This is a genomic window from Pseudorhodoplanes sinuspersici (genome assembly GCF_002119765.1).
In the GTDB taxonomy this organism is placed as follows: Bacteria; Pseudomonadota; Alphaproteobacteria; order Rhizobiales; family Xanthobacteraceae; genus Pseudorhodoplanes; species Pseudorhodoplanes sinuspersici.
Genome location: NZ_CP021112.1, coordinates 495,737 through 519,550, shown reverse-complemented (window position 1 = coordinate 519,550; position 23,814 = coordinate 495,737). Strand labels below are relative to the sequence as shown.

Sequence of the window (23,814 nt, the reverse complement as noted above, 5' to 3'; positions counted from 1 at the left end):
GTCGGGCTTTAGCGCTTTAGGAGAACCCCAATGGCTGACTACTACACCCCCACCGTGATCCAGCAGTCGATTCCCAATGCGGACATGACGCCGCTGGAGCTTCTGCTTCTCTCTCACATCTTCGATGCCGAACGCGACGGCGACGATTGGTACTTCTTTTCAGAACAAGGGCCGTCCGACATGCTCTCTGTCGAGCGGGGCACACTCGAAGCCGCGCTTGCGGCATCAGAGAGCGCCGGCGACAGCACGGCCAATGCCTTTGTCAGGGAGCATCTGCCCGACCTGCGATCCGGGGAGCCGCCGCAGTCGCATCTCGATCTCGACCTCAGCACGACATCCTGGGAGTTCATCATGCAGGACATCGTGAAACGATCGTCGACGCTGGCTTATGTCACAGCCGTGTCCTCCTTCACCTGCTCGCGGATGCGGCCGGACGGCTTCGGCGGCGCTGCCGTCCTGATCTCCGCCGACGAGATCATGGGCAAGTCCACCAGCGATCTGCTCGAGGAGTTCATTGAGCACGTCGCGCCGTAAAGTCTTGCCGCCGCGCATGCACGGCGCCGGCCGGAATCGCCGTGCGGTCATGTGCGACCCCTGGCACCCGTTCCTCCGCTCCGTCGCGTTGCGGCGCGTCCTATCTGGGCGCGGCGCATCGGCCGTCAACGGGCAAGCCGTTCCCGAGTCGGCCTGACGGCCTCGCGTGACTGCCGATGCTTCGCCGCGCCCCCTTCATCCACCCGCGCGCAATGCGAGAAGAAGGAGCGAGGGACGATGTGCAGGGTTCTCAACAAGCATCATGCGGGCATTCCGGCAGGCGCCGTCTACATCGGCCGCGGCTCGAAGTGGGGCAATCCGTTCCGGATCGGCCGCGACGGCGACCGCGCGACCGTAATCGCAAAATACGAACGCTGGCTCGCGGACCAGCAGCACTTGCTACGCGCGTTCGACGAACTGCGCGGCCGCGATCTCGTCTGCTTCTGCGCGCCGCGCGCATGCCACGGTGATCTCTTGCTGCGGCTCGCCAACGCCACGCGCGACGAGCGTATCGCGTGGTGGCGCGCGGTGAAGGCGGCGGCATGAGAGGGAGAGGAAGGCCGGGAGGCGGGCGAGCCCGGCGTCCGAAGAGAGCGAGCCGCCGGGATCGCTTCATCCGCTCTCGGAGTCTCCCTTCATGTCCAGAACATCGACGACATTCGACTTCGGCAAGCCGGTCGCCTATGACGCGGCTGCGAAGCGTCTCTTCCATAGCCGCGCACGATCGCAGCTCCGCCGCCTCGCAACTGCGCTAGGCCTTGCGCCGGGATCCTACGACCTGCGGTCCAACCCCGCCGGCATAGCCGTCTCCGGCGAGATCACCCTGCACACCGAACGTCTCTATGTGCAGGCGTCCCAATCAGCGATGGGCAATGCGAACGGCATTCTCTTCCGCACCTGCAAGGGACGGAAGGATTATGTCGGCGGTCCGAACAACTTCGCCTCGCTCGACCTCCTCAACAGGCCGGAGGAACTGGCGCAGCGGATTCGGGAGCGGTGCCATGTTTGACATCGCTCACCGCGTGGTTTCCACGCTCCGATCGTGGGTACGTGATCGCCGCTATCGCGTCGGCTACCGCCTTGCACAATGGCGGCGGGCTTGGCGCTACGCTATCGACAGCCTCTCGCCCGACGATGCGCAACGCATGATGCTCGATTGCCGCGGTCCGGCAGGCTGGCATCCGCTCCTGGTCCTCACCGTCGAAGACACGCTCGAACAGGCGCGCGAGGAGCTTACCGAGCATCCCGAGTTGCCGCGGCTGCTCGCCGACGGCTGCGCCCGCGTTGCCGACAAGTGGGAATCCTACAACGACGAGCTGTGGGAAGCGCGGCGCTGGGCGATCAACCTCGCCAGGGAGTATGCCGCGGACGAAGGCATCACGCTGACCGCGCTCGACGACGAGCGCGAGCCCGCGAGCTGACGCTCCCGTTCATCCACTGTCATCACGGGCCCGGCCGCCGCGCCGGGCTTTTCGCATTTCACAACCTGTTCGAAAGGAGACCCATCATGGGTTGGCTCTACATGCAATCGCTCAAAGGCCATTCCGGCCCGCGCCAGTATCTCGACGCGCAGTTTACCTTCTCGCAGCCGGATATGACGTCGAGGGTGCTGCGATCCGCGCTTGTCGGCATGCGCGTCTATTACGCGGCCATCGAGCACATCCGCCACGAGACGGGCCAACGCACAGTGTTCGCGGCCGTCTGTCTCGTCCGCTACAACCCGCGCGACCGCGAGGGCTACATCTTCGGCTACAAGGACATGGACGAAACCGTGGGACCGAACGAGTCCGATTGTCCCCAGGCGATCCTCGACCTGCTGACGCCGACCGAGTATCCCTACGCGCTAGCGTGGCGTGCCCGCTGCCGGGAGAACGCAGCGGCCCGGCGCACGCTGTCGAGCAAGCCATCGCCGCGTCCCGGCCAGACCATCGTGTTCGACCAGCCGCTCTCGTTCTCGGATGGCCGCAGCCTTGATCGCTTCGAGGTCGTCGCCAATCCGCGCAGTCATCGCACCATGCTGTTCCGTGCCACCGACACCGGGGGACTCTACCGCATCACGAACGTCAAGAAGCGGGCTTATCGGCTGGTCGATCCGGACTGACGCGGACCGGATTCGACGATCCTGGCCGCGGCGTCTGGCGCGCTCGACCAGGGGCTCGGCTACACAGCCTTCATAAAATGCTGGCAGCGCCCTCTCACGCTGCCTTCTGGAACCGGATGCCGGGGCGCAAACCTGCGCGCTCCGCAAGCCGCACCAGCAGGCTCAGGCTGAACCGGTTGATCTTTCCGTTCTTGATCTCGGATACCCGGGCCTGAGTGATGCCGAGGCGCTTCGCCGCCTCGATCTGCGTCAGCCCGGACTTGCTCAGCCACTTGTTGATCCCGGACAGCAGCTTGGCGCGCATTTCAAGCTCCGCCGCTTCTTCCGCCGGGAACAGGTCGTGAAATACGGACTTTGCCATTGTCGTCACCTGATCTGTTTGAGCCGTGCCTTGGCGAGGTCGATGTCCCGCTTGGCTGTAGCCTGTGTTTTCTTCTGGAACGCGTGCAGCACATGAACAGCATCGCCGATGGTCGCCACGTAGATGATCCGATAGGCGCCTGACGCCTGACGTATCCGGATCTCGCGAACGCCAGGACCGACAGATGTCATCGGCTTCCAGTCGGATGGCTCTTCGCCGATCTGGACCTGGAACAGTTGATATCCGGCTTCGCGCCGGGCGTTCTTCGGAAATGCGTCGACATCGGATCGGCTGCTGCCGTGCCACTTCACTTCCTTCATCCTGAAAGTATGCCAAAACTGGCATATCGCGTCAACGCGCCTTCGCGTCGGAGCCGCGGGGGTGTGACCGGGTGAGAGGGAGAGGCGGGCCGGGACGGGTTTAAGCCGCCGCGGGTCGAGAGAGCGTCCGGGCGGTCGATCCGTCCCGGCTCTCCCGAGGCTCCCGTCATGTCGAACCCTTCCGTGTCCGCGGCCGCCATCGCGGCTGCGCCAATCCGTGCCGCCGCCGATCCCGCTGTTTCCATTGTCGAGGCGGCGCGGCTCCTCCTTCCTCATCTCGAATCCGGTGGCCGCATCGATGCGCCGATGCTGCGCGCCGCGATGGAAAGCGCGTTCGGTGCTTCCGATGCCGATGGCGCCTGGACCTGGAAGACCGCCTACGACGCCTGTGAGGTGGCCACGATCCTCTTTCTACGACGTTTCGGCCCCGCGATGCGGGCGAAGGCCGGGTCCGATGCGGCCATGCTGCCGATGCTTGGTAAAGTCGCACGCCTGCTTCCCACCCACACGCGCCGCTCCAAAGAGAGCGAGGCGCTTCAGCAATTCTCGACGCCGATTGCGTTGGGATATGCGGCCAGCCTCGCGGCCGCAATCACGCCCGCCGATGTTGTGCTGGAGCCGTCCGCCGGCACGGGCTTGCTCGCGATCCTCGCCGAGCTCGCCGGCGGATCGCTCGTTCTCAACGAACTTTCCGAGACGCGCGCCGGCATCCTCGATCGCCTGTTCTCCGGCATCACGGCGACACGGTTCGACGCCGCGAACATCGACGATCATCTCGACGCCGGCGTCGTACCGAGCGTCGTTCTGATGAACCCGCCATTCTCGGCGCTCGCGCATGTCGACCGGCGCATGGCGGACGCCACGCTGCGGCACGTCGCATCGGCGCTGGCGCGGCTGCCCGACGGCGGGCGCCTGGTTGCGATTACCGGCGCGAGCTTCGCCCCGGACAATCCCGCCTGGACCGAAGCCTTCGTGCATTTGCAGGAGCGCGGCCGCGTCGTGTTCTCGGCGGCGATCGACGGCGCCGTCTATGCCAAGCACGGCACGACGATCGACACGCGGTTGACGGTGATCGATCGACTGTCGGCCGACGTAGCAACGGCATTCCCCGAAAGTCCCGGCGTGGCGCCCGACGTCGCCACATTGCTCGGCTGGATCGTTGAACGCGTGCCGCCCCGCCTGCCGATCGCAGGCGTTGTTTCGGCGCCGGCGGTCACGCGGTCAGCCTCGCCGCGGACCGTCTGTGCCTATCTCGCGCAACGTGCGTCTTCGCCTGCCACAGTGACGACAGCTCCCGAGGCGATCGAGCTCGCCTACGAGCCAGTCGCATGGACGCCGGCAGAAAGCCGTAAAATCACCGAGGCGCTTTATGAGGAATACGCGCTTCAGTCGATCCGTATTCCCGGCGCACAGGCGCATCCGACCAAGCTCGTGCAGTCAGCCGCGATGGCGTCGGTCGCGCCTCCTGCGCCAAGCTATCGACCGCATCTGCCAGCGAACGTCGTCACCGAAGGACTGCTCTCGGACGCGCAGCTCGAATCCGTCATCTATGCCGGCGAGGCTCATTCCGACTTTCTCGCCGGATCATGGAGCGTGGGCGACACCTTCGATGTCGTCACGGCGGCGCGCAACGACGACGATGGCGCTATCCGATTTCGGCGCGGCTGGTTCCTCGGAGACGGCACCGGCGCCGGCAAGGGCCGGCAGGTCGCGGGCGTCCTACTCGACAACTGGCTGAAGGGCCGCCGCCGCGCGGTCTGGATCAGCAAATCGGACAAGCTGATCGAAGACGCCCAGCGTGACTGGTCGGCGCTCGGCATGGAGCGGCTTCTGATCACGCCGCTCGCGCGTTTCCGGCAGGGAACGCCGATCCGGCTCAGCGAGGGCATCCTGTTCACCACGTATGCGACGCTACGGTCGGACGCCCGCGACGATAAAGCGTCGCGGGTACGCCAGATCGTCGATTGGCTCGGCACTGATTTCGACGGCGTCGTCGTGTTCGACGAATCGCACGCCATGCAAAACGCCGCCGGCGGCAAGAGTGAGCGCGGCGACCAGGTGCCCTCGCAGCAGGGCCGCGCGGGCTTGCGACTGCAACACGCGCTCCCGAACGCGCGCGTGCTCTACGTGTCGGCGACCGGCGCGACCACGGTCCACAACCTTGCCTATGCCCAGCGTCTTGGTCTTTGGGGCGGAGAAGACTTCCCGTTCGCCAACCGCCCAGAGTTTGTCGAGGCGATCGAGGCGGGCGGCGTCGCCGCGATGGAGGTGCTGGCGCGCGACCTCAAGGCGCTCGGCCTCTACGCCGCACGCTCGCTCTCCTATGAAGGCGTCGAGTACGAACTGGTCGACCACAGGCTGACGGACGAGCAGGTTCGCATCTACGACGAATATGCGGGCGCGTTCTCGATCATTCACAACAACCTCGACGCCGCGATGCGGGCCGCGAACGTCACCGGCGCGACCGGAACCCTCAATGCGCAGGCGAAGGCCGCGGCGCGCTCGGCCTTCGAGAGCACCAAGCAGCGCTTCTTCAACCATCTCATCACCGCGATGAAGACGCCGACGCTGATCGCCTCTGTCGAGCGCGACCTGAAGGCGGGTCATGCGGCCGTGATCCAGATCGTCTCGACCGGCGAGGCACTGATGGAACGCCGGCTTGCGGAGATCCCAACCGAAGAATGGGGCGATGTGCAGGTCGATATTACCCCGCGCGAATATGTGCTCGACTATCTCGCGCACAGCTTCCCGACCCAGCTCTACGAGCCGTTCGAGGACAGCGAGGGCAACCTGTCGTCGCGGCCGGTCTATCGCCACGGCCAGCCCGTCCAGTGCCGGGAAGCGGTCGCACGACGTGATCGCCTGATCGAGAAGCTCGCGTCATTGCCGCCGGTCCACGGCTCTCTCGACCAGATCGTGCAGCGCTTCGGCGCCGACATGGTGGCCGAGGTCACCGGCCGGTCTCGCCGGATCATCCGCAAGACCGTATCAGACGGGATCGACCGACTTGTCGTCGAGAACCGGGCCGGCTCCGCCAATTTCGCCGAGACGCAGGCGTTCATGGATGACGTCAAGCGCATCCTGGTGTTCTCGGACGCCGGCGGTACCGGCCGCAGCTACCATGCCGAGCTGTCAGCGCGGAACCGGCGATTACGCATACATTATCTCTTGGAGGCTGGATGGAAGGCTGACGCCGCCATCCAAGGCCTTGGCCGCACCAACCGGACGAATCAGGCGCAACCGCCGCTGTTCCGGCCGATCGCCACCAACGTCAAGGCGGAGAAGCGCTTCCTCTCGACCATCGCGCGACGGCTCGACACGCTCGGCGCCATCACCAAAGGCCAGCGCCAGACCGGCGGCCAAGGTCTATTCCGCGCCGAGGACAATCTCGAGAGCCACTACGCGCGCGATGCGCTGCGCCAGCTCTATCTCCTCCTCGTCATGGGCAAGGTCGAGGGCTGCTCGCTGCGGACCTTTGAGGACGCGACGGGGCTGAAGCTGACTGACGCCAACGGCATCAAGGATGAGTTACCGCCGATCACGACCTTTCTGAACCGGCTGCTGGCGCTGACCATCGACCTGCAGAACGTCTTGTTCACGGCGTTCGAGCAGTTGCTGACCGCGCGGATCGAGGGCGCGATTGCGTCCGGCACCTATGATGTCGGCCTTGAAACGCTGACGGCCGAGAGCTTCACGGTCACGGATCGCCAGACCATCTACACCCATCCCGGCACCGCCGCCGAAACCCGCTTGCTGACGATCACCCAGCGCCACCGCAACCGGCCGGTCACGCTCGACGACGCTCTGGCTTATCGCTCCGATCCGCGCGCCATGCTGCTCGTCAACACGCAATCCGGCCGCGCCGCCGTGCAGGTGCCAGCGCGCAGCATCATGCTCGACGACGGTCAGGTCGAACGCCGCGTGCGCCTGATCCGGCCGATGGAGCATCCAGTCATTGCGCTGGATGCGATGCTGCGGACTCATTGGCGGGAAGCTGATCGCGCCACGTTCGCGAGCGCGTGGACGGCCGAGCTGGCCGACGTACCCGCGTTCACCGAGAACGAGATCCACATCGTTGCTGGCCTGCTGTTGCCGATCTGGAAACGACTGCCGAATGAATCGACGCGGGTCTATCGGCTCCAGACCGACCACGGCGAACGGATCATCGGCCGCAGGGTCTCGCCCGCCTGGGTCGCGAACACGACACAGACCGGCGTCTCTGCGCTCACGCCGGAGGCCGCGCTGACGGCATTGCTCGATGGCAGGACCATCCTCGACCTCCCCGAGGGCCTCCAGCTTCGCCGCGTGCGCGTCATGGGCGCGAACCGCATCGAGCTGACCGGTTTTACCGACGCCATGCGCGAAAGGCTCACGGCCTACGGCCTGTTCCACGAGATCATCTCATGGAAGCTGCGCATGTTCGTGCCGACCGATGCGGCCGGCATCGATGTTCTGAGCAAGGTGTTGGAGCGATATCCTGTCGCGCGCATCGCCGAGCGGACGGCCTGACCATGCCGGGACATGCGGGCGAACTGGCACGCCGTCTCGCGCGCGAGGCCGAAGCCGTGTGCCGACATTATCTCACCAACGGTCGCCGCGAAGGCCGTTATTGGATGATCGGTGACGTCAGGAACACGCCGGGGCGCTCGATGTTCGTGCGCCTCAGCGGTCCTGAGTTCGGCAAGGGCGCTGCCGGCAAATGGACCGACGCGGCGACCGGCGAGCATGGCGACCTGCTCGACGTGATCGGCGCGACCTGCGCACTCGATGACTTCCACGATGTCGAGGCAGAAGCACGCCGCTTCCTCAGCCTGCCGCGGCCGCAAGCCGATCCGGAGTCAAAGCCACGCCCTTCATCGGTTCCTGTGGGATCGCCGGAATCGGCACGACGCCTGTTCGCCATGTCGCAGCCGATTGCACGCACGCTCGTAGAAACGTACTTGCGCAACCGTGGCATCACGGCATTGCACGGAACCGGAAATCTCCGTTTCCATCCGCGCTGCTACTATCGGCCCGATCGCGATAGGCCGACCGAGACCTGGCCGGCGATGATCGCCGCCGTCACCGATCTCGGCGGCCGCATCACCGGCGCGCACCGGACCTGGCTCGATCCGCACGGTTTCGATCCGGTCAGGCTCGGAAAGGCGCCGATCGAAACACCGCGGCGCGCGATGGGCCATCTCCTCGGCAACGCGGTGCGCTTCGGCATCGCGCGCGACGTTGCGGCCGCGGGCGAAGGCATCGAGACCATGCTGTCGCTTCGCTGCGTCGTGCCCGACATGCCGATGATGGCGGCGCTCTCAGCCGCGCATCTCGCTGCCATTCTGTTTCCGGCAACGCTGCGCCGGCTCTATGTCGTCCGCGATAATGATCCGGCCGGCGACGGCGCGTTGGATCAACTCTTCGACCGTGCCCACGCGGCCCGGATCGACGCGGTTGCCTTGTTGCCGCAAGGCGATGACTTCAACGCCGATCTGCGCCGCTTCGGCATCGAGGCGCTACAGGCTGCCGTGCGGATTCAAATCGTCCCGGAGGATGTCGCCCGCTTCATGCGTCTGTGAGGTGTGGCCGGAACGGGTGAGCGTGGGGCCGGCGTGTTGCCGCCGGGTCGGCGTGTCAGGCGCTTCCTTCGGAGAGTGCCGCGGCCCACGGCCTTCTGAGAGGGCGACCTTGCGGCAAGCGGCCCGGCCCGGCAATGGCTGCGGCCGGCTATTTTCCGCCGGCGCTACGCGCCTTTGCATCGCGAAGCAAAATAGCCGTCCTCCACCATCCTCCGCTTCGCTCCGGCCGCTGCGCTTCGCGCCGCGGTGCAGGCCCGGTCCGCCCGCCGCCCTTGGTCGCCACGAAGGCCGCGATGGGCGCGGCCACTGATGAGATGGAAGCACCACATGACGACCGACCGTGACGACACCGGCTACGAGCCGCACGCCGCATCCGCCACCGACACCATTCTCACCGAGTTGCAACTGCACGGCTATCGCCCCTTCCAGGACGAACCCGATCCACGGCCGCTACCCGACGCGCGCAAGATGGTCGGCGCCATCGCCGACATCTTCGACGCCCTCGTCGCCACGCTCAGCGACACCCGCCTCGAGCCGGACCTCGAAGACCTGCTGTGGTCGACCGTCAACCTCTTCCATCGCGCCAACGGCCGCGTCGAGCGCGAACTCGATATCAACGAACAGGCGCAGCGCCGCTGCCAGCGCGAGCAGGATGGCTCCGAGATCCGGTCCGTTGAGCTGGAGCGCCTCACCGCCGAGGGCATGACGCTGGTCGAGAGGCGCAACGTGATGGAATTCTTCCGCGACCAGGCCGCAGAGCACTTCACGCGCCACACTGGATCGCACTGGCATCCGCGCAACGGATCGATGGTCAACCATCGCACCCTGACCGCGGCGATGATCGACAGCCGCGACTTCATCGCTGCCAAGCGCCGGAACGAGATCGAAGTGATGCTTCCGGCCGGTCCGAAGGTCGCCTTCACCGGCGGGCTCGACTTCAACGATCACCGGCTGATCTGGGATCAGCTCGATCAGGTCCGCGCCAAGCACCCCGACATGGTGCTCCTCCACGGCGGATCGCCGAAGGGCGCTGAGCGCATCGCCGCCCGCTGGGCCGATCACCGCAAGATTCCGCAGATCGCCTTCAAGCCCGATTGGACCAAGCACGCCAAGGCCGCGCCGTTCAAGCGCAACGACGCGATCCTCGAGGCGCTGCCGATCGGCATCCTAGTCGCGCCGGGCTCTGGCATCCAGGCAAACCTCGCCGACAAGGCGCGCCGGCTCGGCATCCCGGTTTGGAGGGTCGGGTAACAGCGGCGCGTAATAGACCGTACCAAAACCTCGCTAAGGCAGACTCGCACTTCTCCCGATCCTTCCGAGGATCGGGATTTTCCTGACGTAATCAGTTGCGAGGCACACATCTACGCCGCCGGCTCTATCCAGCTTACCTGGAACATTTGGCCATCTTCCTAGGTTACCGATCAGCGAGTTGAAGCCGAGGGTCCAAATAATGGAAAGGCACCAGAAACACCTCAGCACGAGAGCTTACGGTCGCCTCGCAATTGAGCTAAGCATCGACTTCATCATCATGTACCTTGTCATGTACACGATGATTGCGACGATTGGTCATTTCTTCCTCAATTTGAACAATGCCTACATGACGTTGATGATGGTTACGCCGATGTCTGTTGTCATGTTGGTGTCGATGCGCTCCATGTTCCCATCTTCGCGTCTAAACGTTGCCATCGTCATAGTCGGCGTGATCACGTTCTTAGCCAGCTTCTATGCGATGCGTACGCAAGCTGCCATAGACGATCGGCAATTTTTGCGTTCGATGATACCGCACCATTCGGGAGCAATCCTGATGTGCGAACAGGCTTCATTAAAAGATCCCGAGATTATCGCCCTTTGCCAAGAGATCGTTCGTTCTCAAAACGACGAGATTTCTCGTATGCAGGCCATGCTCAATCGCCTCTGAAATTGCTTAATTGTGTAGATCTCTGGTAAGTCTGTTGTTGCGCCGTGGAGGTGGTGGAAGGCGCAACCCCCTGCCATTACTGTCACGGGAGTATCCACCATGCTCGCAGTCGGCATCGTCCTCAACATCATCGGCCTCGGCTTCTTCTGCTGGGTGCTGTTCACGCTCGCGATCTACGCGCTGCCGTTTTTCCTCGGCATGACCGTCGGCCTCTATGCGCACGAGTCCGGTACCGGACCGCTCGGCGCGATCGGATTCGGCATTGTCACCGCGGCGTTCGTCCTGGTCATAGGGCAGGCCGTGTTCTCGCTCGTACGCACGCCAATTTTGCGGATTGCCGTCGCGCTGATGTTCGCAGTGCCGGCCGCGCTTGCCGGCTACTACGCGACATTCGGTCTCTCCGGCCTCACCATGACGTCTGACCTCTGGCGGCAGGTCTTCGCCGTGATCGGCGCGGTCGTGATCGGGGTCACGGCCTGGATGCGGCTTGCGGCGTCCCCGCCCGGCGGACCGGGCGGGCCCGGAAGGCCGGCACTGTCGTAGGCCCGGCAAGACCGCGGCCAGATGGGGCGCATGCCGCGCCGTCCCATTCGTTGCTGGTTCTGATCGGCGCAAGACCGAAGCCCGGATTTCAGGCTCGACCTCGCGGGAGATGCGCGGCCGATGGACCGCTTGCGGCGGCAGCGCGCCAAGCTCAAGCCAACCAAGTTTGCGATGGCAGGACGTCCTTTGCCGCTTGTCTCTTGGGGAGCGGGACGTCGCCTGGAACTCGACAAGACGTTTTCAATGCCGCCACTTGCGTGGTCTCGTGGCGGTGACGTTCGCCGGTTCTCCTTGCGTTATTCCTGCTCCGAGCAGCGCGTCCATTCGGGTCTCTATGATGGCGTGACCTGGCCGGACACCGGCTTCGCCTCGCTCGACTAGCCGCAATGCCGGCGTTCAACTTTCTTCCCCTGGGCTTCGCCCATTCCTCGCGAGACAAGAAAGTTGCCCGCCTGGCATCCTCCGCTGCGCTTCGGTCCTTCGGATGCGGCGTCGATCGTCTCCGGCCTGCCGGTCGCCATCGAGACCGCGATGGTCGCGGCTCGAAAACAGAGAGCAAGGAGAACTGTCATGGCGAACATCGGCACCTTCACGAAGACCGAGCAGGGCTTCGTCGGCGAAATCGTCACCCTCATGTTCCAGGCCAAGAACGTCCGCCTGGTCCCCGAGACGAACGGCACCAACGAGAACGCCCCGAGCCACCGCATCTATGTCGGCCGGGCCGAGATCGGCGCCGCCTGGTCCAAGCGCTCCAACGAAGGCCGCGACTACCTGTCGGTCAAGCTGGACGATCCGAGCTTCACCACGCCGATCTACGCGAACCTCTTCGACGAGCCGGGCACCGACAGCTTCACGCTCATCTGGTCCCGCGGCCGCAAGGCCAATGCCGACTGAGCCGGCTTCCGACACCCCGCCCGGTCCGCCGGGCGGGGTTCTTCCCGCAAGCCAGAAGGGACCGCGGACCCCGCAGATAGGCCGAGTCCCGCGGCGACGACCGCCGGGGGCTCGGCCGTCCTGCTCGCCGCCAACCCGCCGGGGAGCATGAGAGGGCGGGCGATCCTTGCCAGGAATCTGCGGCGACTTCGGCAGGCCAAGGAGGCGTTGCGGGAGCAAGTTGCCGACCGTGCAGGGGTCAAACCGCAACTATGTCGGGATGCTGGAGCGCGAGCGCCGCCATGATCGAGAAGCTCGCTGCCGTCCTCGACTCCGATCGGGCCGACATCTTCCGGCGCGATGCCAGGAAGTGATGCGCACACCTCACCGGCGGTGTCTCTTCGGGGTCGAAGGCGCTTGACCCAATTCCGTCCCCTCGACCGGAGCCAGGAGCTCGACAGGCTGCGCCTTCAGCGCGGTCGCCAGTTCGAATAATGTCACGACCGTCGGATTCCTGCGCCCGCGCTCAAGTCCGCTCAAATATTGCTGCGAGAATCCCGACAGGTCCGCGAACTGCTCCTGCGTCAGTCCCCGATCCTGCCTAATCCGCCGCACGTTCTCTCCAACCAGCCGGCGCATGTCCATGCCGGCAGGGTTGCGTTCCTACATACTATGAGTTTATCAACTATAGTATGTAATCAACCACTCGGAGTCGCCAGCAGCCGGTTCGTTTGCGGCGTGGATGTCGCAAAATTGCTACTGCGGATCGGTATGGCAGGTGATCGAATGGCTGATGGTGCCAAAAAAACGTCGCCTGCACGATACCGACTCACCATCTACCCCGACTGATTGTTCCGAACACCGATGACCAGTCCGCCCGAGAAGCCGAAGGGAGCGAAGCGCTCCGTGACCATCCCGCCTTTCGAAGACCGGCCTCCGCAACTCGACCGCGTCAGCGCCTATGACGAGAAGCACCTGGCGAGCTATATCCGGCTGCTCGACGCGGAGGCCGAAGGCGCCGACTGGCGCGAAGCCGTCGCCATCATTTTCGGGCTTGATCCCGAGAAGGATCCTCAGCGCGCCAAGCTCGTGCATGATAGTCACCTGTCGCGCGCGCATTGGATGCGGGATAAGGGCTACCGTCATCTCCTCGAGCCACGCTTGCAGTAGCTTGGCGATGCGACAAGCCTGTCTGAACCGATCGCACCGCCGCGCGCAAGGTCGCGCTATCGCGTCATTCGATCTTAATATCTAGCTCCCGTTGCAATCCTCTCGATACTCAACGTATGCGATCCGCAACAAGGATCGGTCGAGGGAGGGTAGTCATGCCACCTGCGTCCGACTGGCGGTCTGCGAGCACCGCCGAAAAACTCATGGGACTCGATCGCCCGCAATTTGCCGTCGAATTTCTCCGGCGCCATCCCGGCTACAACGACGATTACCGCAACACACAGGATCAGATCGCGTCGGGTTCGCTCGCGCACGACGCCGGAATGGAAAGGCTGGCCCGTCGCTGGGGCTTGAGCTTTCCCGCATGCGCCCGACGTCGCTGCATGGGAATCGCCCGTCATCTGGAGACCGGAGCGTTTACCGTCTGCTGTTATCGTTGCTCCCGCGCCTGAGATATTCTCGGCAGCGCAGGCCATCAGTCTCGACGAGCTCTCGCCGATCCTGGCGAGCGTGAGCACAAACGATGGTCATCACGTCCTGGTCGGTGATCCGGATGGATATCATCAGCTCTGCTTCGTTGGTGGCGGCATGGCGCGAGGCAGCAGCTTCATTATCCCGCGCGATGACAACGCCAGCGCGCGCAAGCACGCAGTAGAACGCCTGCAACGCCGCCTCGCCGGGCAACGTGCAGGTGCGCTCATGCGTAGCCTTCAGCTCACGCGCGTCCAACGCACTCAAATGACGCTCCAGCTTCGTGCCCTCGACGGCGTGGCGGACGGCGTGTCCCGCCGCGAGATCGCCGCGATCCTCCTCGATCCGCGTGCGCGCGACATTCCCGCGATCGAATGGAAGAACGCGGCGCTCCGCAAGCGCATCAACCGCATCATCGTCCGCGCCAGGCTGATGGTGAACGGCGGCTATCTCACGCTGCTGCGTGGCGAAGCGGACCGGGCGAAGCGCTTCCGCCGCCACTGACCGGGGGGACACTTCAGGAGGCCTCCTGCGGCGGGTCTCCTCCACGACGCCGATCTTCCGTCACGCTTGCCTCCGTTCCGCTGCCTTGTGCGGCAGCGGCCGCAAACTGCACGGAGGCTCCCTTGCGACCATCTCCTTCGCTCGTTGCGCCGCGCTTCCTGCGCACTCACGACGCCGCAGCATTCCTCGGTCTTTCCGGCCGCACGCTCGAGAAGCATCGCTGCACCGGCACCGGCCCGGTCTTCCGCAAGCTCGGTGGACGCGTGGTTTACGCCATCGAAGACCTCGAGGCCTGGGCCGCTGAACGCGCCCGCAACTCCACCTCCGATCCCGGCCAGCCGCTCTCACGCTACACGGTTCAGTCGCGCCCGGCGCCATCGCGCGGCCGCTGACGGAGTATTCGCATGCGCCGCTCCGTCGAAGACCGACAGCTTGAACTCTTCCGCGCCAGGCCCGGCAACATGCCGCCGCGCGACGCGCAAGACTTGATGTCGTGGCCATTCTTTTCACTCGCGAAGACGCCGCGCGTCCGGCCCATCGACTTCCAGATGGGCGACGTGGCGATCTTGGTCGAGGCCACGCACGAGCACGGCATGGCGACCATCTGGGATGCCGACGTGCTGATCTGGGCAGCATCTCAGATCGTCGATGCGCGCGACCGCCGACTGCGCACATCGCGCCTGATGGCCGCCACGCCCTATGAGATTCTGGCCTTCATCGGTCGCGGAGACTCCGCGCAGAACTACGAGCGCCTCAAGGCCGGCCTTGATCGCCTCCAGTCGACCACGGTCGCGACGTCGATCCGTCAGCCGACGGAGCGCCGGCGGCACCGATTTAGCTGGATCAATGAATGGAAAGAGCGCGCCGACGGCGTGGGCCGGCCGCGCGGAATCGAACTGATTCTGCCGGACTGGTTCTACGCCGGCGTCGTCGAAGACGCGCTCATCCTTACCATCGACCGTGAATACTTTGCTCTCACCGGCGGCCTGGAACGCTGGCTCTACCGTCTGGTCCGCAAACATGGCGGACGCCAGCAGCATGGCTGGATCTTCGACTTCCGGCACCTTCATCTGAAGTCCGGCAGTCTTTCGCCCTACAAGCGGTTTGCATTCGAGCTGCGCGACATCGTTCGGCGCCAATCGCTGCCAGGCTACCAACTCGCCTGCATTGCCGGCGCCGGAAACAAGCCGTGCCTGAGCTTTCAACCCGTCGCCCTTCAACCCTTGTCGGCACGGCGCTTACGCGTGCCGCAGCCGCGACATGATGGGGACAAGCTGTGAATCGTCCCGTCCTATCAGGAACCCGAGCACCCGTCCTATCGGGAACCGCAGACCCGTCCTATCAGGAACCCAAACGATCGTTAAGCATCGATGCGCTAACGCAAAATCGCGCCCCTAACTTCACTAACAGAGAATCCTTCGGATTCTTGCTAACGGCGCGCAACAATATCGCTCTGATGCGCGACGCCAACATCGCGGTGACGCCATGACACGGCGACCGCGCAGCACCAAACTCAAGTTCTGGCCGGTCGACGTCAAACGCCGGACCAAACCGCGAAAGGCGCCGCGCCAATCTCGACGCAAGCGCAACGCCTTCTCGGCCCGACTGACTATCGACGTCACGCCTGACCTGCGCGCCCGCATCAAGATCACGGCTTTCGAGCGCGGTGTCACCGTCGCCTACATGCTCCGGCTGCTCCTCCTCAAGGCCTTTCCTCGCACGAAGGGAGGAAGGCGATGAAGGGCGTCACCATCACGGATGTCTCGCGTGCGCAGGATGCAGATGCGGCGCTCACCTTCGTCGAGCTGACCTGGCACAAGCAACGCATCGAGAACCGCATCCGCTTCGGCCGGCCCGCGGCACAGCAGATCCTCGATCGCCATCGTCGTGTCGTCAGCTTCATTCCCGGCAGCATCTTCTGCTTCGTGCGCTGGGCCGCCAACGAGTACGGCACCATCCTGTCTCGCGCCGACATCGTGCGCGCCGTCGCTCCGGGTGAACGCTATCAGACCCTGCCGTTCGTCCGTCCCGGCGGCGACATCCTCCTGCGCATGGACGGCTGGTCCAAGGTCGAGCGTGTCCTCCACGCAATCGACGCCGTGGAAGCGCTCGGCATCGATCCAGCCGACGTTGCGCCAGACTACTGGCAGCACGTCCACAATCGCCTCTCCGTCAACGAGACCCCACGCAATTACACACGCACGCGTCATCAGGCCTGGCTCAAGCGGCGGGAGGTCGGCGCGTGACCCGCATCGCCACCATGCTCGTGACCGCGGTTTCCAGCATCACGCTCGGTACGTCGGCGTTCGTCGATCCGCCCAAGACGCTGATCTGGAACGCCAGCGCCAGCGCGCCGATCGGGCTCTATGCCGTGCAGCCCACCAATGATCTCGATGTCACCGATCTTGTCGCCATCGTGGCGCCGCCGCTCATCGCCGAGTTCATGGCCGATCGCGGCTATCTGCCGATGGGCGTGCCGATGATGAAGCGCGTCCTAGCGCTGCCCGGACAAACCATCTGCCGCCACGGCCTCGACATCATCGCCTATGGCTCGACGATCGGACATGCCCGCGAGCACGACAATGCCGGTCGCAAGATGCCGGTCTGGCAGGGCTGCCGCCGCGTCGCCGACAACGAACTCTTCCTCATGAACTTCGATGTCCCCGACAGCGTGGACGGCCGCTACTTCGGTCCGTTTCCGCGTGGTTTCGTCATCGGCCGCGCGCTGCCCGTCTGGACCGACGAGGCCGGCGACGGCCGCTTCGTTTGGCGCGCTGTCACACGGTGACCGACTCACGATCGAACTCACCACCACCAGCAGAAAGGACCACGACATGGCACAGATCGGCAGCTTCATCCGCACACGGAACGGCTTTTCAGGACGCCTGCGCACGCTCTCGCTCGACATTGAGTTGACCATCGTTCCGGCCGATCATTCGGACGCCGAGAACGCCCCGAACTACCGCATTCATGCCGGCGACGAGGAAGGACCAGAGGTCGGCGCGGGCTGGACCCGTACTGGCGAAAAGGCTGGTGAATACGTCGCCCTTCAGATCGACGATCCCGGTTTCGCACAGCCGATCCGCGCCAATCTGTTCCAGTCGGGCAGCGACCGCTCTACCTTCCATCTGCTGTGGACGCGCCCGTCGAAACGCGAAGCCCGGACCTGATCCTTGCGGCGCTCGCGCAAGCGGAATGGCGGACTTCAGCGCATCCTGCGCCAAGTTCCCGTCATTCCTCTGTTCGCGAAAGACTCGACTCATTCCTCCGCCCCGCTCGCGGTCCACGCGGCCGTCGCGCGCAGCGGCGGTCAAGGGCGGCCGCAGGCCGGCGCTTGCGCCTTGCCCTTGACGGCCGCGAGCACGACGGCATCGGCCCGTCGCTCAGCGGGCGGAGGAATGGCTTTTACGGAGCATATGCTATGGACCTCGTGACGCTCGTGACCGCCTGCGCACTCACCGTCGACCCCAAGCTCATGCACGCGCTCGTCTGGCATCAATCCGGCGGCGAACCCTGGGCGGTGTCCATCCTCGGCGAGCCCAATGCGCGCGTCTATCCGAACATGAATGACGCAATCCGAGAAGTGCGGTCGATCGCCAGTCGAAGCGCCGTTCGCGTCGGCCTCGCAGGCGTTTCCGGGCCACCGTCAAGAGTCTCGGCATCCGTCCTGCTGCCGTGCCGCAACGTCGCGATGGCGGCCGAGCAGATCGCCAGATACGCTGGTCGCTGCAGGACGCATCCGCGCCTCAAGGCCGATCCGATGCTGTGCGCGGTCGCGGTCTATCGCGGGTCCTGGGGACAGCCAGACGTGAAGTTCGCCAACGACGTCGTGGCGACAGCTGCGAAGGGCAACGCACCGAACTTCGACATGCCGCCGGGCACCAGCACCGCGATATTCGACATCGCGGATGACCTTTCCTCCGAGAGCACAGCGCCCATCCTCGACATCACGACGACGTTCGCCGAGCAGACCCGTGGCTGGTCGAGTGCGCTCTTCCCGACGAAATCGAACGCATCGTCGGAGCAATCGGACCGCGCCGCGGCACCCACTCCGCCGGCAGCGGAGTCACCATTGTCCGCCCCGCCCGCGTCGTTCCCATTCAAGGGCAATCCACCGGATCGTGAACTGTTCGTGCGTCGCATCAACGCCGAGCGCCCACAATGAAACATGTCGCAGGCATTCGTGAGGCTGCGAAGACCGGCGCACGAAGGAGTGCGGGCCGGGAGGGGAGCGGCAACACGACCGACGGAGGGCGGGATAAAAAGCCGCGAGGTGCGGCCCGGTTGGGGTGTGTGCTTTCAACGGGTTACGACGCATTTCCGCGATGTGCGCGCCGCCGGCACAGCCTGCGGACCCGCAAATTCGTCAATGCCGTCAACGCCAATCGCACATCGCGAGCTATCAGATCGTGAACACCGAGGACGATTTCCGCATCCGTCCCGGCAAAATCCGCTCGCGCCAGAACCAGCGCGCCAAGCCCTTCATCGCCCAGGCGCTGGCGGCTGCTCAGCGCGCCGGCGGGCGCGTCTCGCGCACCGGCAAGATCACGTCGGGTCGCGGCTCGCGCTTCGGCCGCGGCCGCGTCGCCAGCATCCAGGCCAACCGGCTCATCACCCATCGGTCCCGCGGCGCCGTCATCAAGACGCGCGTCGTCAGGCACGGCACCCGCAACGCGACGCTCGGCGCCCATCTCCGCTATCTCCGCCGCGAAGGCGTCACCCGCAACGGCGAGCGCGCACGCATGTTCGGACCCGACACCGACGAGGCCGACGTCAAAGCGTTGACCGAGCGCTGCGAGGACGACCGCCACCACTTCCGGTTCATCGTGTCGCCGGACGATGCGCTCGAGATGGCCGACCTCAAATCCTTCACGCGCGACCTGATGCGGCAGGCCGAGAAGGACCTGGGCACGAATCTTGACTGGATCGGGGTCGATCACTGGAACACCGAGCATCCGCACATCCACGTCATCCTGCGCGGCCGCACGGACGACGGACAGGACCTGGTCATCGCCCGCGACTACATCAAGGAAGGGATGCGCAACCGCGCGCAGGATCTCATCACCCAGGAGCTCGGACCCCGCACCGAACTCGATATCCGCCGTTCCATCGAGCGTCAGATCGAAGCCGAACGCTGGACCCAGCTCGACCGCCAGCTCACCCGCAATGCCAACCGGCACGGCATCATCGATCTCGCGCCGCATCCCGACCAGAAGCCCGATGAATACCTGGCGCAGAAGGTCGGCCGGCTGCGGAAGCTGGAATCCCTCGGCCTCGCGCACCAGGTCGGACTGGGCCAATGGGTGATGGTCGAGGGAGCCGAGCGCACCTTGCGGGAGCTTGGCGAGCGCGGCGACATCATTAAGCGCATGCACCGGGCATTGACCGAGCGGGGCATCGAGCGCAGCGCGTCCGCCTATGTGCTTGCCGGCGAGAGCCTCAGCGATCCCATCATCGGACGTCTGATCGACCGCGGCCTCGACGACGAGCTGAAAAGCACGGCCTATGCGGTGATTGACGGCACGGACGGGCGCACCCACCACATCAGGTTCCCCACGCTCGATGCCGCAGGCGACGGCCGCGCCGGATCGATCGTCGAGCTGCGCCGGTACGAGGATGCGCAAGGGCGCAGCCGCGTCGCGCTCGCGGTACGCTCGGATCTCGATCTCGACGCGCAGGTGAAGGCCTCGGGCGCGACCTGGATCGACCGTCAACTCGTGGCGCGCGACCCCGCGCCGCTCAGCAGCAGCGGCTTCGGCCAGGAGGTCAAGGCCGCGATGGAGAGCCGCGCCGATCATCTCGTGACGCAGGGCCTCGCGCGCCGGCAGGGTCAGCAGGTCATCTATTCCCGCAACCTGCTCGAGACGCTGCGGCGGCAGGAGCTCGACTCCGTCGCCACGAAGCTTGCGGCCGACACGGGGATGCCGTTCCGCAAGTCCGCGAGCGGGGAGTTTGTCGGCGGCGTCTATCGGGAGCGCCTGATGCTCGCCTCGGGCCGCTTCGCCATGCTCGACGACGGGCTGGGCTTCACGCTCGTCCCGTGGACGCCGTCGATCGAAAAGCATCTCGGCCGGCACATCTCGGGCGTCGCGCGCGGCGATGGCGGCATCGACTGGAGTTTCGGCCGGCAGCGTGGATTGGGGCTTTGACGGGCGGCGCGATCAGTACGGGCAATCGACGCCTGGCCGCAAGACGCCCTCGACGACAACAAGGCCCTGGCCGACCTCATCGCCCTTCGCGGTGAGGCGGATCACGGTCAGCGTCTCGGCCATCGAGAGTTCGATCAGACCGGCCCGTTCGAGCATTGCCAGGCATTCCCGGACCTGTGCCCGCGGGCAGGCGAGACCCAGGTTGGCGAAGTGGCAGTCGACGATCTCCTCATTGCTCATGTAGGAAGCTTCGCGACCGAGAAGCCGCAAGAGGGCGAGCGCGCGGTGCTCCGACTTCTGTCGCTCAAGCGGATCGGCACGGTTCGATTCGCGGTCGGACATTCGGCTCACCCTGCTGTCGGCGCCGGAGGCGAATCGCGCCGCCAGTATTTTTTCGCATGCCTACGCTCCGTTGCGATACCGCCTTGATCGCTGTTGAAGCGCGTCACGCGCTGCGCTTTCTTCGCGGTCGCCGCCGCCGACACCGGAGAGAGCCGTGAGCGCCACCAAGATTCTCTGGGGCCAGATCCTCACCGTCTTCGCGATCGTGCTCGCCACGACCTGGGGTGCGACCCAGTGGACCGCATGGCGGCTCGGCTTCCAGCCGCAGCTCGGCGCATCGTGGTTCGACCTCGCGGGCGTTCCCATCTATCCGCCGCCGGCAATCTTTTGGTGGTGGTATTTCTTCGACGCTTACGCACCGCGCGTCTTCCTCGAGGGCGCTACCATCGCCGCGTCGGGCGGCTTCGCCTCGATCGCCGTCGCCATCGGCATGTCGGTCTGGCGCGCGCGCGAAGCCAAGAACGCGGAGACCTATGGTTCGGCACGATGGGCGAATGCCGACGAGGTGAGGGCCGCAGGCCTGCTTGGCCCCGATGGCGTGATGCTCGGCCGGTTCTACGGCAACTATCTGCGCCACGACGGACCGGAGCATGTGCTGTGCTTTGCCCCGACACGCAGCGGCAAGGGCGTGGGCTTGGTCGTGCCGTCGCTCCTGACTTGGCCGGGCTCGGCGATCGTGCACGATATCAAGGGTGAAAACTGGCAGCTCACGGCCGGGCTGCGCTCCCGCTTCGGCCGCGTGCTCCTGTTCGATCCGACCAATGCCAACAGCGCCGCTTATAATCCATTGCTCGAAGTGCGGCGTGGCGAGTGGGAGGTCCGCGACGTGCAGAACGTCGCCGACGTCCTGGTCGATCCGGAAGGGTCGCTGGAGCGGCGGAATCACTGGGAGAAGACCAGCCACTCGCTCCTGGTCGGCGCCATCCTTCACGTCCTCTATGCAGAGCAAGACAAGACGCTCGCCGGCGTCGCCTCCTTCCTGTCCGACCCGCGGCGCCCCATCGAGACCACGCTGGTCGCGATGATGACGACGCCGCATCTCGGCAAAGAGGGTCCGCATCCTGTCGTCGCCTCGGCCGCGCGGGAGCTGCTGAACAAATCCGACAACGAGCGCTCCGGTGTTCTCTCCACCGCCATGTCGTTCCTCGGCCTCTACCGCGATCCCGTGGTGGCTCAGGTCACGCGACGCTGCGACTGGCGCATCGCGGACATCGCAGGCGGCGAGAAGCCATCCACCCTCTACTTGGTCGTGCCGCCCTCCGACATCAGCCGCACCAAGCCGCTGATCCGCCTGATCCTCAATCAGATCGGACGCCGGCTGACCGAGGATCTGAAGGCGACCGACCGGCGACAACGCGTGCTGCTGATGCTCGACGAATTCCCCGCGCTCGGGCGCCTCGATTTCTTCGAGTCGGCGCTCGCCTTCATGGCCGGATACAAGCTCAAGTCCTTCCTGATCGCCCAGTCCTTAAATCAGATCGAGAAGGCCTACGGTGCGAACAACTCCATCCTCGACAACTGCCATGTGCGTGTAGCCTTCAGCAGCAATGACGAGCGCACCGCCAAGCGCGTCTCCGATGCGCTCGGCACCGCGACCGAGATGCGGGCCATGAAGAACTACGCCGGCCACAGGCTGAGCCCTTGGCTCGGTCACCTGATGGTGTCGCGGCAGGAGACCGCGCGCCCACTCATGACGCCCGGCGAGGTCATGCAGCTCCCGCCCGACGACGAGATAGTCATGGTGGCGGGCGTCCCGCCGATCCGCGCCAAGAAGGCCCGCTACTTCGAGGATGCTCGGCTCGCCGAGCGCATCCTGCCGCCACCGAAGCCGGACGAGACGAAGTCGCCGCCCAAGCCCGACGACTGGTCGGGCCTCGCCCCAATCCGGCCGATCGCCCTCGCGAAAGCGGACCGCTCCGGCGTGGACGAGGCCGATGCATCCGCAGCCGACACGCCAACGGATGGAAAGGGCCAGGGCGATCCCGCCAACGCCGGGCTGCGGCGCGAGCCGGGCCTCGAGCGGCACAAGGACATCGCACCGGAACCGATCAAGCCGCCGGTCAACGAGTTCGAATCCGATCGCGACGAGAATGACGACGACGCGGCGCGCGTGCGCGTGGTCACCCGCAACATGCGGCAGGTCGCGCGTCAGGCTTCGATGGATCCCAATGATGGCGTCAAGCTCTGACATCGAAAAAAAGGCCCGCCTCTCAGTCTATCTCGACCGGGACCTTATGCGTTCGCTTGCAGACTACGCTGCCCGGCGCAACCAATCCCGCTCGCTCGTCGCAGAGGCGGCGGTCGCGTCGTTTCTCTCGCCTGATGCTGATGAGCGCCGAGAGGCCGCCATCGCTAAGCGGCTCGACAGTATTGACCGCCGGATGCAGCGTTTGGAGCGCGACGTCGGCATCGCCATCGAGATGACGGCTGTCTTCATCCGTTTCTGGCTTAGCTCGACGCCGCAGCTTCCCGATGCCGTCCAGGCCGCTGCCCGTGCAAAGTCGGGAGAGCGATATGACAATTTCCTGGATGCGCTTGGCCGCCGACTTGCAAAAGGCCCGAAGCTTCGACAGGAAATCGGTGAAGAGGGTCCATCACTAGCTACCTCGTCGGATGGCCGGTGAGCCGAAAATCTATTCCATAGCCAAACCCGGTAGGCGAACGTCGCGCCAGACAGGTCGGTCGGCGCCGCTAAATAAAATGCGGGATGCGACGGCGACGCTTAACTTACCAGATCATTTGCGCATTCTTGATCGTGAACGATCGAGCCACCGCCGTCATTCGAATCGGGAACAGAGTAGAGACAAAAGGCTTGCTCGCCGAACTTTAGCCCTGCATGCCAAAACTCAAAACGCCAAATACCGGGTACGACCTCCCAATCATGCTCGAGCTGATACTCTCGATACAAGGGGATGCCGACCGGCACCGATTTCGAGTGCGTGTTACGCCAGTGTCGTTGTCCTGTGA

The 23,814-nt window shown here is 65.0% G+C and carries 29 protein-coding genes; 25 read left to right on the top strand and 4 right to left on the bottom strand.

What is annotated here, in order from left to right:
* Positions 1-30 precede the first annotated feature (30 nt).
* From CAK95_RS02610 to CAK95_RS02590, 5 genes are all read left to right on the top strand, one after another.
* Positions 31-534 carry a hypothetical protein gene (locus tag CAK95_RS02610; protein ID WP_086086410.1) on the top strand — a complete coding sequence of 168 codons (504 nt, stop codon included), beginning with the start codon at positions 31-33 and terminating at the stop codon, positions 532-534.
* Between the two features lie 237 nt (positions 535-771).
* The gene (locus CAK95_RS02605; protein WP_086086409.1) at positions 772-1,080 is read left to right on the top strand and encodes a DUF4326 domain-containing protein; all 309 of its coding nucleotides are present in this window, start codon (positions 772-774) and stop codon (positions 1,078-1,080) included.
* A gap of 91 nt (positions 1,081-1,171) precedes the next feature.
* Positions 1,172-1,543 carry a hypothetical protein gene (locus tag CAK95_RS02600; RefSeq protein ID WP_086086408.1) on the top strand — a complete coding sequence of 124 codons (372 nt, stop codon included), beginning with the start codon at positions 1,172-1,174 and terminating at the stop codon, positions 1,541-1,543.
* Positions 1,536-1,955: a hypothetical protein gene (locus tag CAK95_RS02595; RefSeq protein WP_086086407.1), complete on the top strand. Its 420-nt coding sequence runs from the start codon at positions 1,536-1,538 to the stop codon at positions 1,953-1,955. Before CAK95_RS02600 ends, CAK95_RS02595 begins: the two co-directional genes overlap by 8 nt.
* Positions 1,956-2,041: 86 nt before the next feature.
* The gene (locus CAK95_RS02590) at positions 2,042-2,635 is read left to right on the top strand and encodes a DUF6927 domain-containing protein (protein WP_086086406.1); all 594 of its coding nucleotides are present in this window, start codon (positions 2,042-2,044) and stop codon (positions 2,633-2,635) included.
* 94 nt (positions 2,636-2,729) lie between these two features.
* Here the strand turns inward: CAK95_RS02590 and CAK95_RS02585 are convergent, their stop codons facing one another.
* Positions 2,730-2,996, bottom strand: a complete 267-nt coding sequence (locus CAK95_RS02585) for a helix-turn-helix domain-containing protein (RefSeq protein ID WP_086086405.1) — start codon at positions 2,994-2,996, stop codon at positions 2,730-2,732.
* 5 nt (positions 2,997-3,001) lie between these two features.
* Positions 3,002-3,316 carry a type II toxin-antitoxin system RelE/ParE family toxin gene (locus CAK95_RS02580; protein ID WP_086086404.1) on the bottom strand — a complete coding sequence of 105 codons (315 nt, stop codon included), beginning with the start codon at positions 3,314-3,316 and terminating at the stop codon, positions 3,002-3,004.
* 168 nt (positions 3,317-3,484) lie between these two features.
* On the opposite strand from CAK95_RS02580, the gene CAK95_RS02575 reads away from it, so the two are divergent.
* The 7 genes from CAK95_RS02575 (at position 3,485) to CAK95_RS02535 (ending at position 12,232) form a co-directional block, all read left to right on the top strand.
* Positions 3,485-7,825, top strand: a complete 4,341-nt coding sequence (locus CAK95_RS02575) for a strawberry notch-like NTP hydrolase domain-containing protein (protein ID WP_086086403.1) — start codon at positions 3,485-3,487, stop codon at positions 7,823-7,825.
* A gap of 2 nt (positions 7,826-7,827) precedes the next feature.
* Positions 7,828-8,877 (top strand): DUF7146 domain-containing protein, encoded by a 1,050-nt coding sequence (locus CAK95_RS02570; protein WP_086086402.1) that lies wholly within the window; start codon positions 7,828-7,830, stop codon positions 8,875-8,877.
* A 327-nt stretch (positions 8,878-9,204) separates the two neighbouring features.
* Positions 9,205-10,128, top strand: coding sequence for a DUF2493 domain-containing protein (locus CAK95_RS02560; RefSeq protein WP_086086400.1), 924 nt, complete (start codon positions 9,205-9,207; stop codon positions 10,126-10,128).
* A 199-nt stretch (positions 10,129-10,327) separates the two neighbouring features.
* Positions 10,328-10,795, top strand: a complete 468-nt coding sequence (locus CAK95_RS02555) for a DUF305 domain-containing protein (protein ID WP_086086399.1) — start codon at positions 10,328-10,330, stop codon at positions 10,793-10,795.
* Between the two features lie 99 nt (positions 10,796-10,894).
* A complete protein-coding gene (locus tag CAK95_RS02550; protein ID WP_086086398.1) occupies positions 10,895-11,338 on the top strand; it encodes a hypothetical protein in 444 nt (147 codons plus the stop codon).
* A gap of 120 nt (positions 11,339-11,458) precedes the next feature.
* A complete protein-coding gene (locus CAK95_RS02545; protein WP_086086397.1) occupies positions 11,459-11,719 on the top strand; it encodes a hypothetical protein in 261 nt (86 codons plus the stop codon).
* 189 nt (positions 11,720-11,908) lie between these two features.
* Entirely contained in the window at positions 11,909-12,232 is a 324-nt protein-coding gene (locus CAK95_RS02535; RefSeq protein ID WP_086086395.1) for a DUF736 domain-containing protein, read from the top strand.
* 363 nt (positions 12,233-12,595) lie between these two features.
* On the opposite strand, the gene CAK95_RS02530 is transcribed toward CAK95_RS02535, so the two are convergent.
* Positions 12,596-12,856: a helix-turn-helix domain-containing protein gene (locus CAK95_RS02530; protein WP_086086394.1), complete on the bottom strand. Its 261-nt coding sequence runs from the start codon at positions 12,854-12,856 to the stop codon at positions 12,596-12,598.
* A 219-nt stretch (positions 12,857-13,075) separates the two neighbouring features.
* Here CAK95_RS02530 and CAK95_RS02525 point away from each other — a divergent pair, with 219 nt between their 5' ends.
* The 11 genes from CAK95_RS02525 (at position 13,076) to CAK95_RS02470 (ending at position 20,505) form a co-directional block, all read left to right on the top strand.
* Positions 13,076-13,381, top strand: coding sequence for a DNA -binding domain-containing protein (locus CAK95_RS02525; RefSeq protein ID WP_425349666.1), 306 nt, complete (start codon positions 13,076-13,078; stop codon positions 13,379-13,381).
* A gap of 155 nt (positions 13,382-13,536) precedes the next feature.
* Positions 13,537-13,833 carry a transcriptional regulator domain-containing protein gene (locus CAK95_RS02520; RefSeq protein WP_183044319.1) on the top strand — a complete coding sequence of 99 codons (297 nt, stop codon included), beginning with the start codon at positions 13,537-13,539 and terminating at the stop codon, positions 13,831-13,833.
* A gap of 136 nt (positions 13,834-13,969) precedes the next feature.
* On the top strand, positions 13,970-14,356 hold the full coding sequence (locus tag CAK95_RS29795; protein WP_147413696.1) for a DUF2285 domain-containing protein: 387 nt from the start codon (positions 13,970-13,972) through the stop codon (positions 14,354-14,356).
* Positions 14,357-14,478: 122 nt separating this feature from the next.
* Entirely contained in the window at positions 14,479-14,748 is a 270-nt protein-coding gene (locus CAK95_RS29790; protein WP_245303599.1) for a helix-turn-helix transcriptional regulator, read from the top strand.
* A gap of 6 nt (positions 14,749-14,754) precedes the next feature.
* Positions 14,755-15,636, top strand: coding sequence for a replication initiator protein A (locus tag CAK95_RS02505; RefSeq protein ID WP_425349692.1), 882 nt, complete (start codon positions 14,755-14,757; stop codon positions 15,634-15,636).
* Positions 15,637-15,841: 205 nt separating this feature from the next.
* The gene (locus CAK95_RS02500; RefSeq protein ID WP_086086390.1) at positions 15,842-16,096 is read left to right on the top strand and encodes a ribbon-helix-helix protein; all 255 of its coding nucleotides are present in this window, start codon (positions 15,842-15,844) and stop codon (positions 16,094-16,096) included.
* Positions 16,093-16,602 carry a DUF2840 domain-containing protein gene (locus CAK95_RS02495; protein ID WP_086086389.1) on the top strand — a complete coding sequence of 170 codons (510 nt, stop codon included), beginning with the start codon at positions 16,093-16,095 and terminating at the stop codon, positions 16,600-16,602. Before CAK95_RS02500 ends, CAK95_RS02495 begins: the two co-directional genes overlap by 4 nt.
* Entirely contained in the window at positions 16,599-17,144 is a 546-nt protein-coding gene (locus CAK95_RS02490) for a S26 family signal peptidase (RefSeq protein WP_086086388.1), read from the top strand. The genes CAK95_RS02495 and CAK95_RS02490 overlap by 4 nt, the downstream gene beginning before the upstream one ends.
* Before the next feature lie 46 nt (positions 17,145-17,190).
* The gene (locus CAK95_RS02485; protein WP_086086387.1) at positions 17,191-17,526 is read left to right on the top strand and encodes a DUF736 domain-containing protein; all 336 of its coding nucleotides are present in this window, start codon (positions 17,191-17,193) and stop codon (positions 17,524-17,526) included.
* A 251-nt stretch (positions 17,527-17,777) separates the two neighbouring features.
* A complete protein-coding gene (locus tag CAK95_RS02475; protein WP_086086385.1) occupies positions 17,778-18,521 on the top strand; it encodes a lysozyme family protein in 744 nt (247 codons plus the stop codon).
* 244 nt (positions 18,522-18,765) lie between these two features.
* Positions 18,766-20,505 (top strand): relaxase/mobilization nuclease domain-containing protein, encoded by a 1,740-nt coding sequence (locus CAK95_RS02470; protein WP_086091151.1) that lies wholly within the window; start codon positions 18,766-18,768, stop codon positions 20,503-20,505.
* A gap of 12 nt (positions 20,506-20,517) precedes the next feature.
* On the opposite strand, the gene CAK95_RS02465 is transcribed toward CAK95_RS02470, so the two are convergent.
* On the bottom strand, positions 20,518-20,847 hold the full coding sequence (locus tag CAK95_RS02465) for a VpaChn25_0724 family phage protein (RefSeq protein ID WP_086086384.1): 330 nt from the start codon (positions 20,845-20,847) through the stop codon (positions 20,518-20,520).
* Between the two features lie 154 nt (positions 20,848-21,001).
* Between CAK95_RS02465 and CAK95_RS02460 the strand changes: the two genes are divergently transcribed.
* Both CAK95_RS02460 and CAK95_RS02455 read left to right on the top strand, forming a co-directional pair.
* Entirely contained in the window at positions 21,002-23,035 is a 2,034-nt protein-coding gene (locus tag CAK95_RS02460) for a conjugal transfer protein TraG (protein ID WP_086086383.1), read from the top strand.
* Entirely contained in the window at positions 23,016-23,471 is a 456-nt protein-coding gene (locus CAK95_RS02455; RefSeq protein WP_425349665.1) for a CopG family transcriptional regulator, read from the top strand. Before CAK95_RS02460 ends, CAK95_RS02455 begins: the two co-directional genes overlap by 20 nt.
* The last annotated feature ends 343 nt before the right edge of the window (positions 23,472-23,814 follow it).

Coding starts and splice junctions, on each gene's coding strand:
- CAK95_RS02575 (WP_086086403.1), top strand. CDS start 3,485: ATGTCGAACCCTTCCGTGTCCGCGGCCGCCATCGCGGCTGCGCCAATC.
- CAK95_RS02495 (WP_086086389.1), top strand. CDS start 16,093: ATGAAGGGCGTCACCATCACGGATGTCTCGCGTGCGCAGGATGCAGAT.
- CAK95_RS02605 (WP_086086409.1), top strand. CDS start 772: ATGTGCAGGGTTCTCAACAAGCATCATGCGGGCATTCCGGCAGGCGCC.
- CAK95_RS02590 (WP_086086406.1), top strand. CDS start 2,042: ATGGGTTGGCTCTACATGCAATCGCTCAAAGGCCATTCCGGCCCGCGC.
- CAK95_RS02585 (WP_086086405.1), bottom strand. CDS start 2,996: ATGGCAAAGTCCGTATTTCACGACCTGTTCCCGGCGGAAGAAGCGGCG.
- CAK95_RS02570 (WP_086086402.1), top strand. CDS start 7,828: ATGCCGGGACATGCGGGCGAACTGGCACGCCGTCTCGCGCGCGAGGCC.
- CAK95_RS02465 (WP_086086384.1), bottom strand. CDS start 20,847: ATGTCCGACCGCGAATCGAACCGTGCCGATCCGCTTGAGCGACAGAAG.
- CAK95_RS02520 (WP_183044319.1), top strand. CDS start 13,537: ATGCCACCTGCGTCCGACTGGCGGTCTGCGAGCACCGCCGAAAAACTC.
- CAK95_RS02595 (WP_086086407.1), top strand. CDS start 1,536: ATGTTTGACATCGCTCACCGCGTGGTTTCCACGCTCCGATCGTGGGTA.
- CAK95_RS02475 (WP_086086385.1), top strand. CDS start 17,778: ATGGACCTCGTGACGCTCGTGACCGCCTGCGCACTCACCGTCGACCCC.
- CAK95_RS02550 (WP_086086398.1), top strand. CDS start 10,895: ATGCTCGCAGTCGGCATCGTCCTCAACATCATCGGCCTCGGCTTCTTC.
- CAK95_RS29795 (WP_147413696.1), top strand. CDS start 13,970: ATGGCGCGAGGCAGCAGCTTCATTATCCCGCGCGATGACAACGCCAGC.
- CAK95_RS02455 (WP_425349665.1), top strand. CDS start 23,016: ATGATGGCGTCAAGCTCTGACATCGAAAAAAAGGCCCGCCTCTCAGTC.
- CAK95_RS02610 (WP_086086410.1), top strand. CDS start 31: ATGGCTGACTACTACACCCCCACCGTGATCCAGCAGTCGATTCCCAAT.
- CAK95_RS02525 (WP_425349666.1), top strand. CDS start 13,076: ATGACCAGTCCGCCCGAGAAGCCGAAGGGAGCGAAGCGCTCCGTGACC.
- CAK95_RS02530 (WP_086086394.1), bottom strand. CDS start 12,856: ATGGACATGCGCCGGCTGGTTGGAGAGAACGTGCGGCGGATTAGGCAG.
- CAK95_RS02580 (WP_086086404.1), bottom strand. CDS start 3,316: ATGAAGGAAGTGAAGTGGCACGGCAGCAGCCGATCCGATGTCGACGCA.
- CAK95_RS02485 (WP_086086387.1), top strand. CDS start 17,191: ATGGCACAGATCGGCAGCTTCATCCGCACACGGAACGGCTTTTCAGGA.
- CAK95_RS02535 (WP_086086395.1), top strand. CDS start 11,909: ATGGCGAACATCGGCACCTTCACGAAGACCGAGCAGGGCTTCGTCGGC.
- CAK95_RS02545 (WP_086086397.1), top strand. CDS start 11,459: ATGGACCGCTTGCGGCGGCAGCGCGCCAAGCTCAAGCCAACCAAGTTT.
- CAK95_RS02560 (WP_086086400.1), top strand. CDS start 9,205: ATGACGACCGACCGTGACGACACCGGCTACGAGCCGCACGCCGCATCC.
- CAK95_RS02555 (WP_086086399.1), top strand. CDS start 10,328: ATGGAAAGGCACCAGAAACACCTCAGCACGAGAGCTTACGGTCGCCTC.
- CAK95_RS02500 (WP_086086390.1), top strand. CDS start 15,842: ATGACACGGCGACCGCGCAGCACCAAACTCAAGTTCTGGCCGGTCGAC.
- CAK95_RS02600 (WP_086086408.1), top strand. CDS start 1,172: ATGTCCAGAACATCGACGACATTCGACTTCGGCAAGCCGGTCGCCTAT.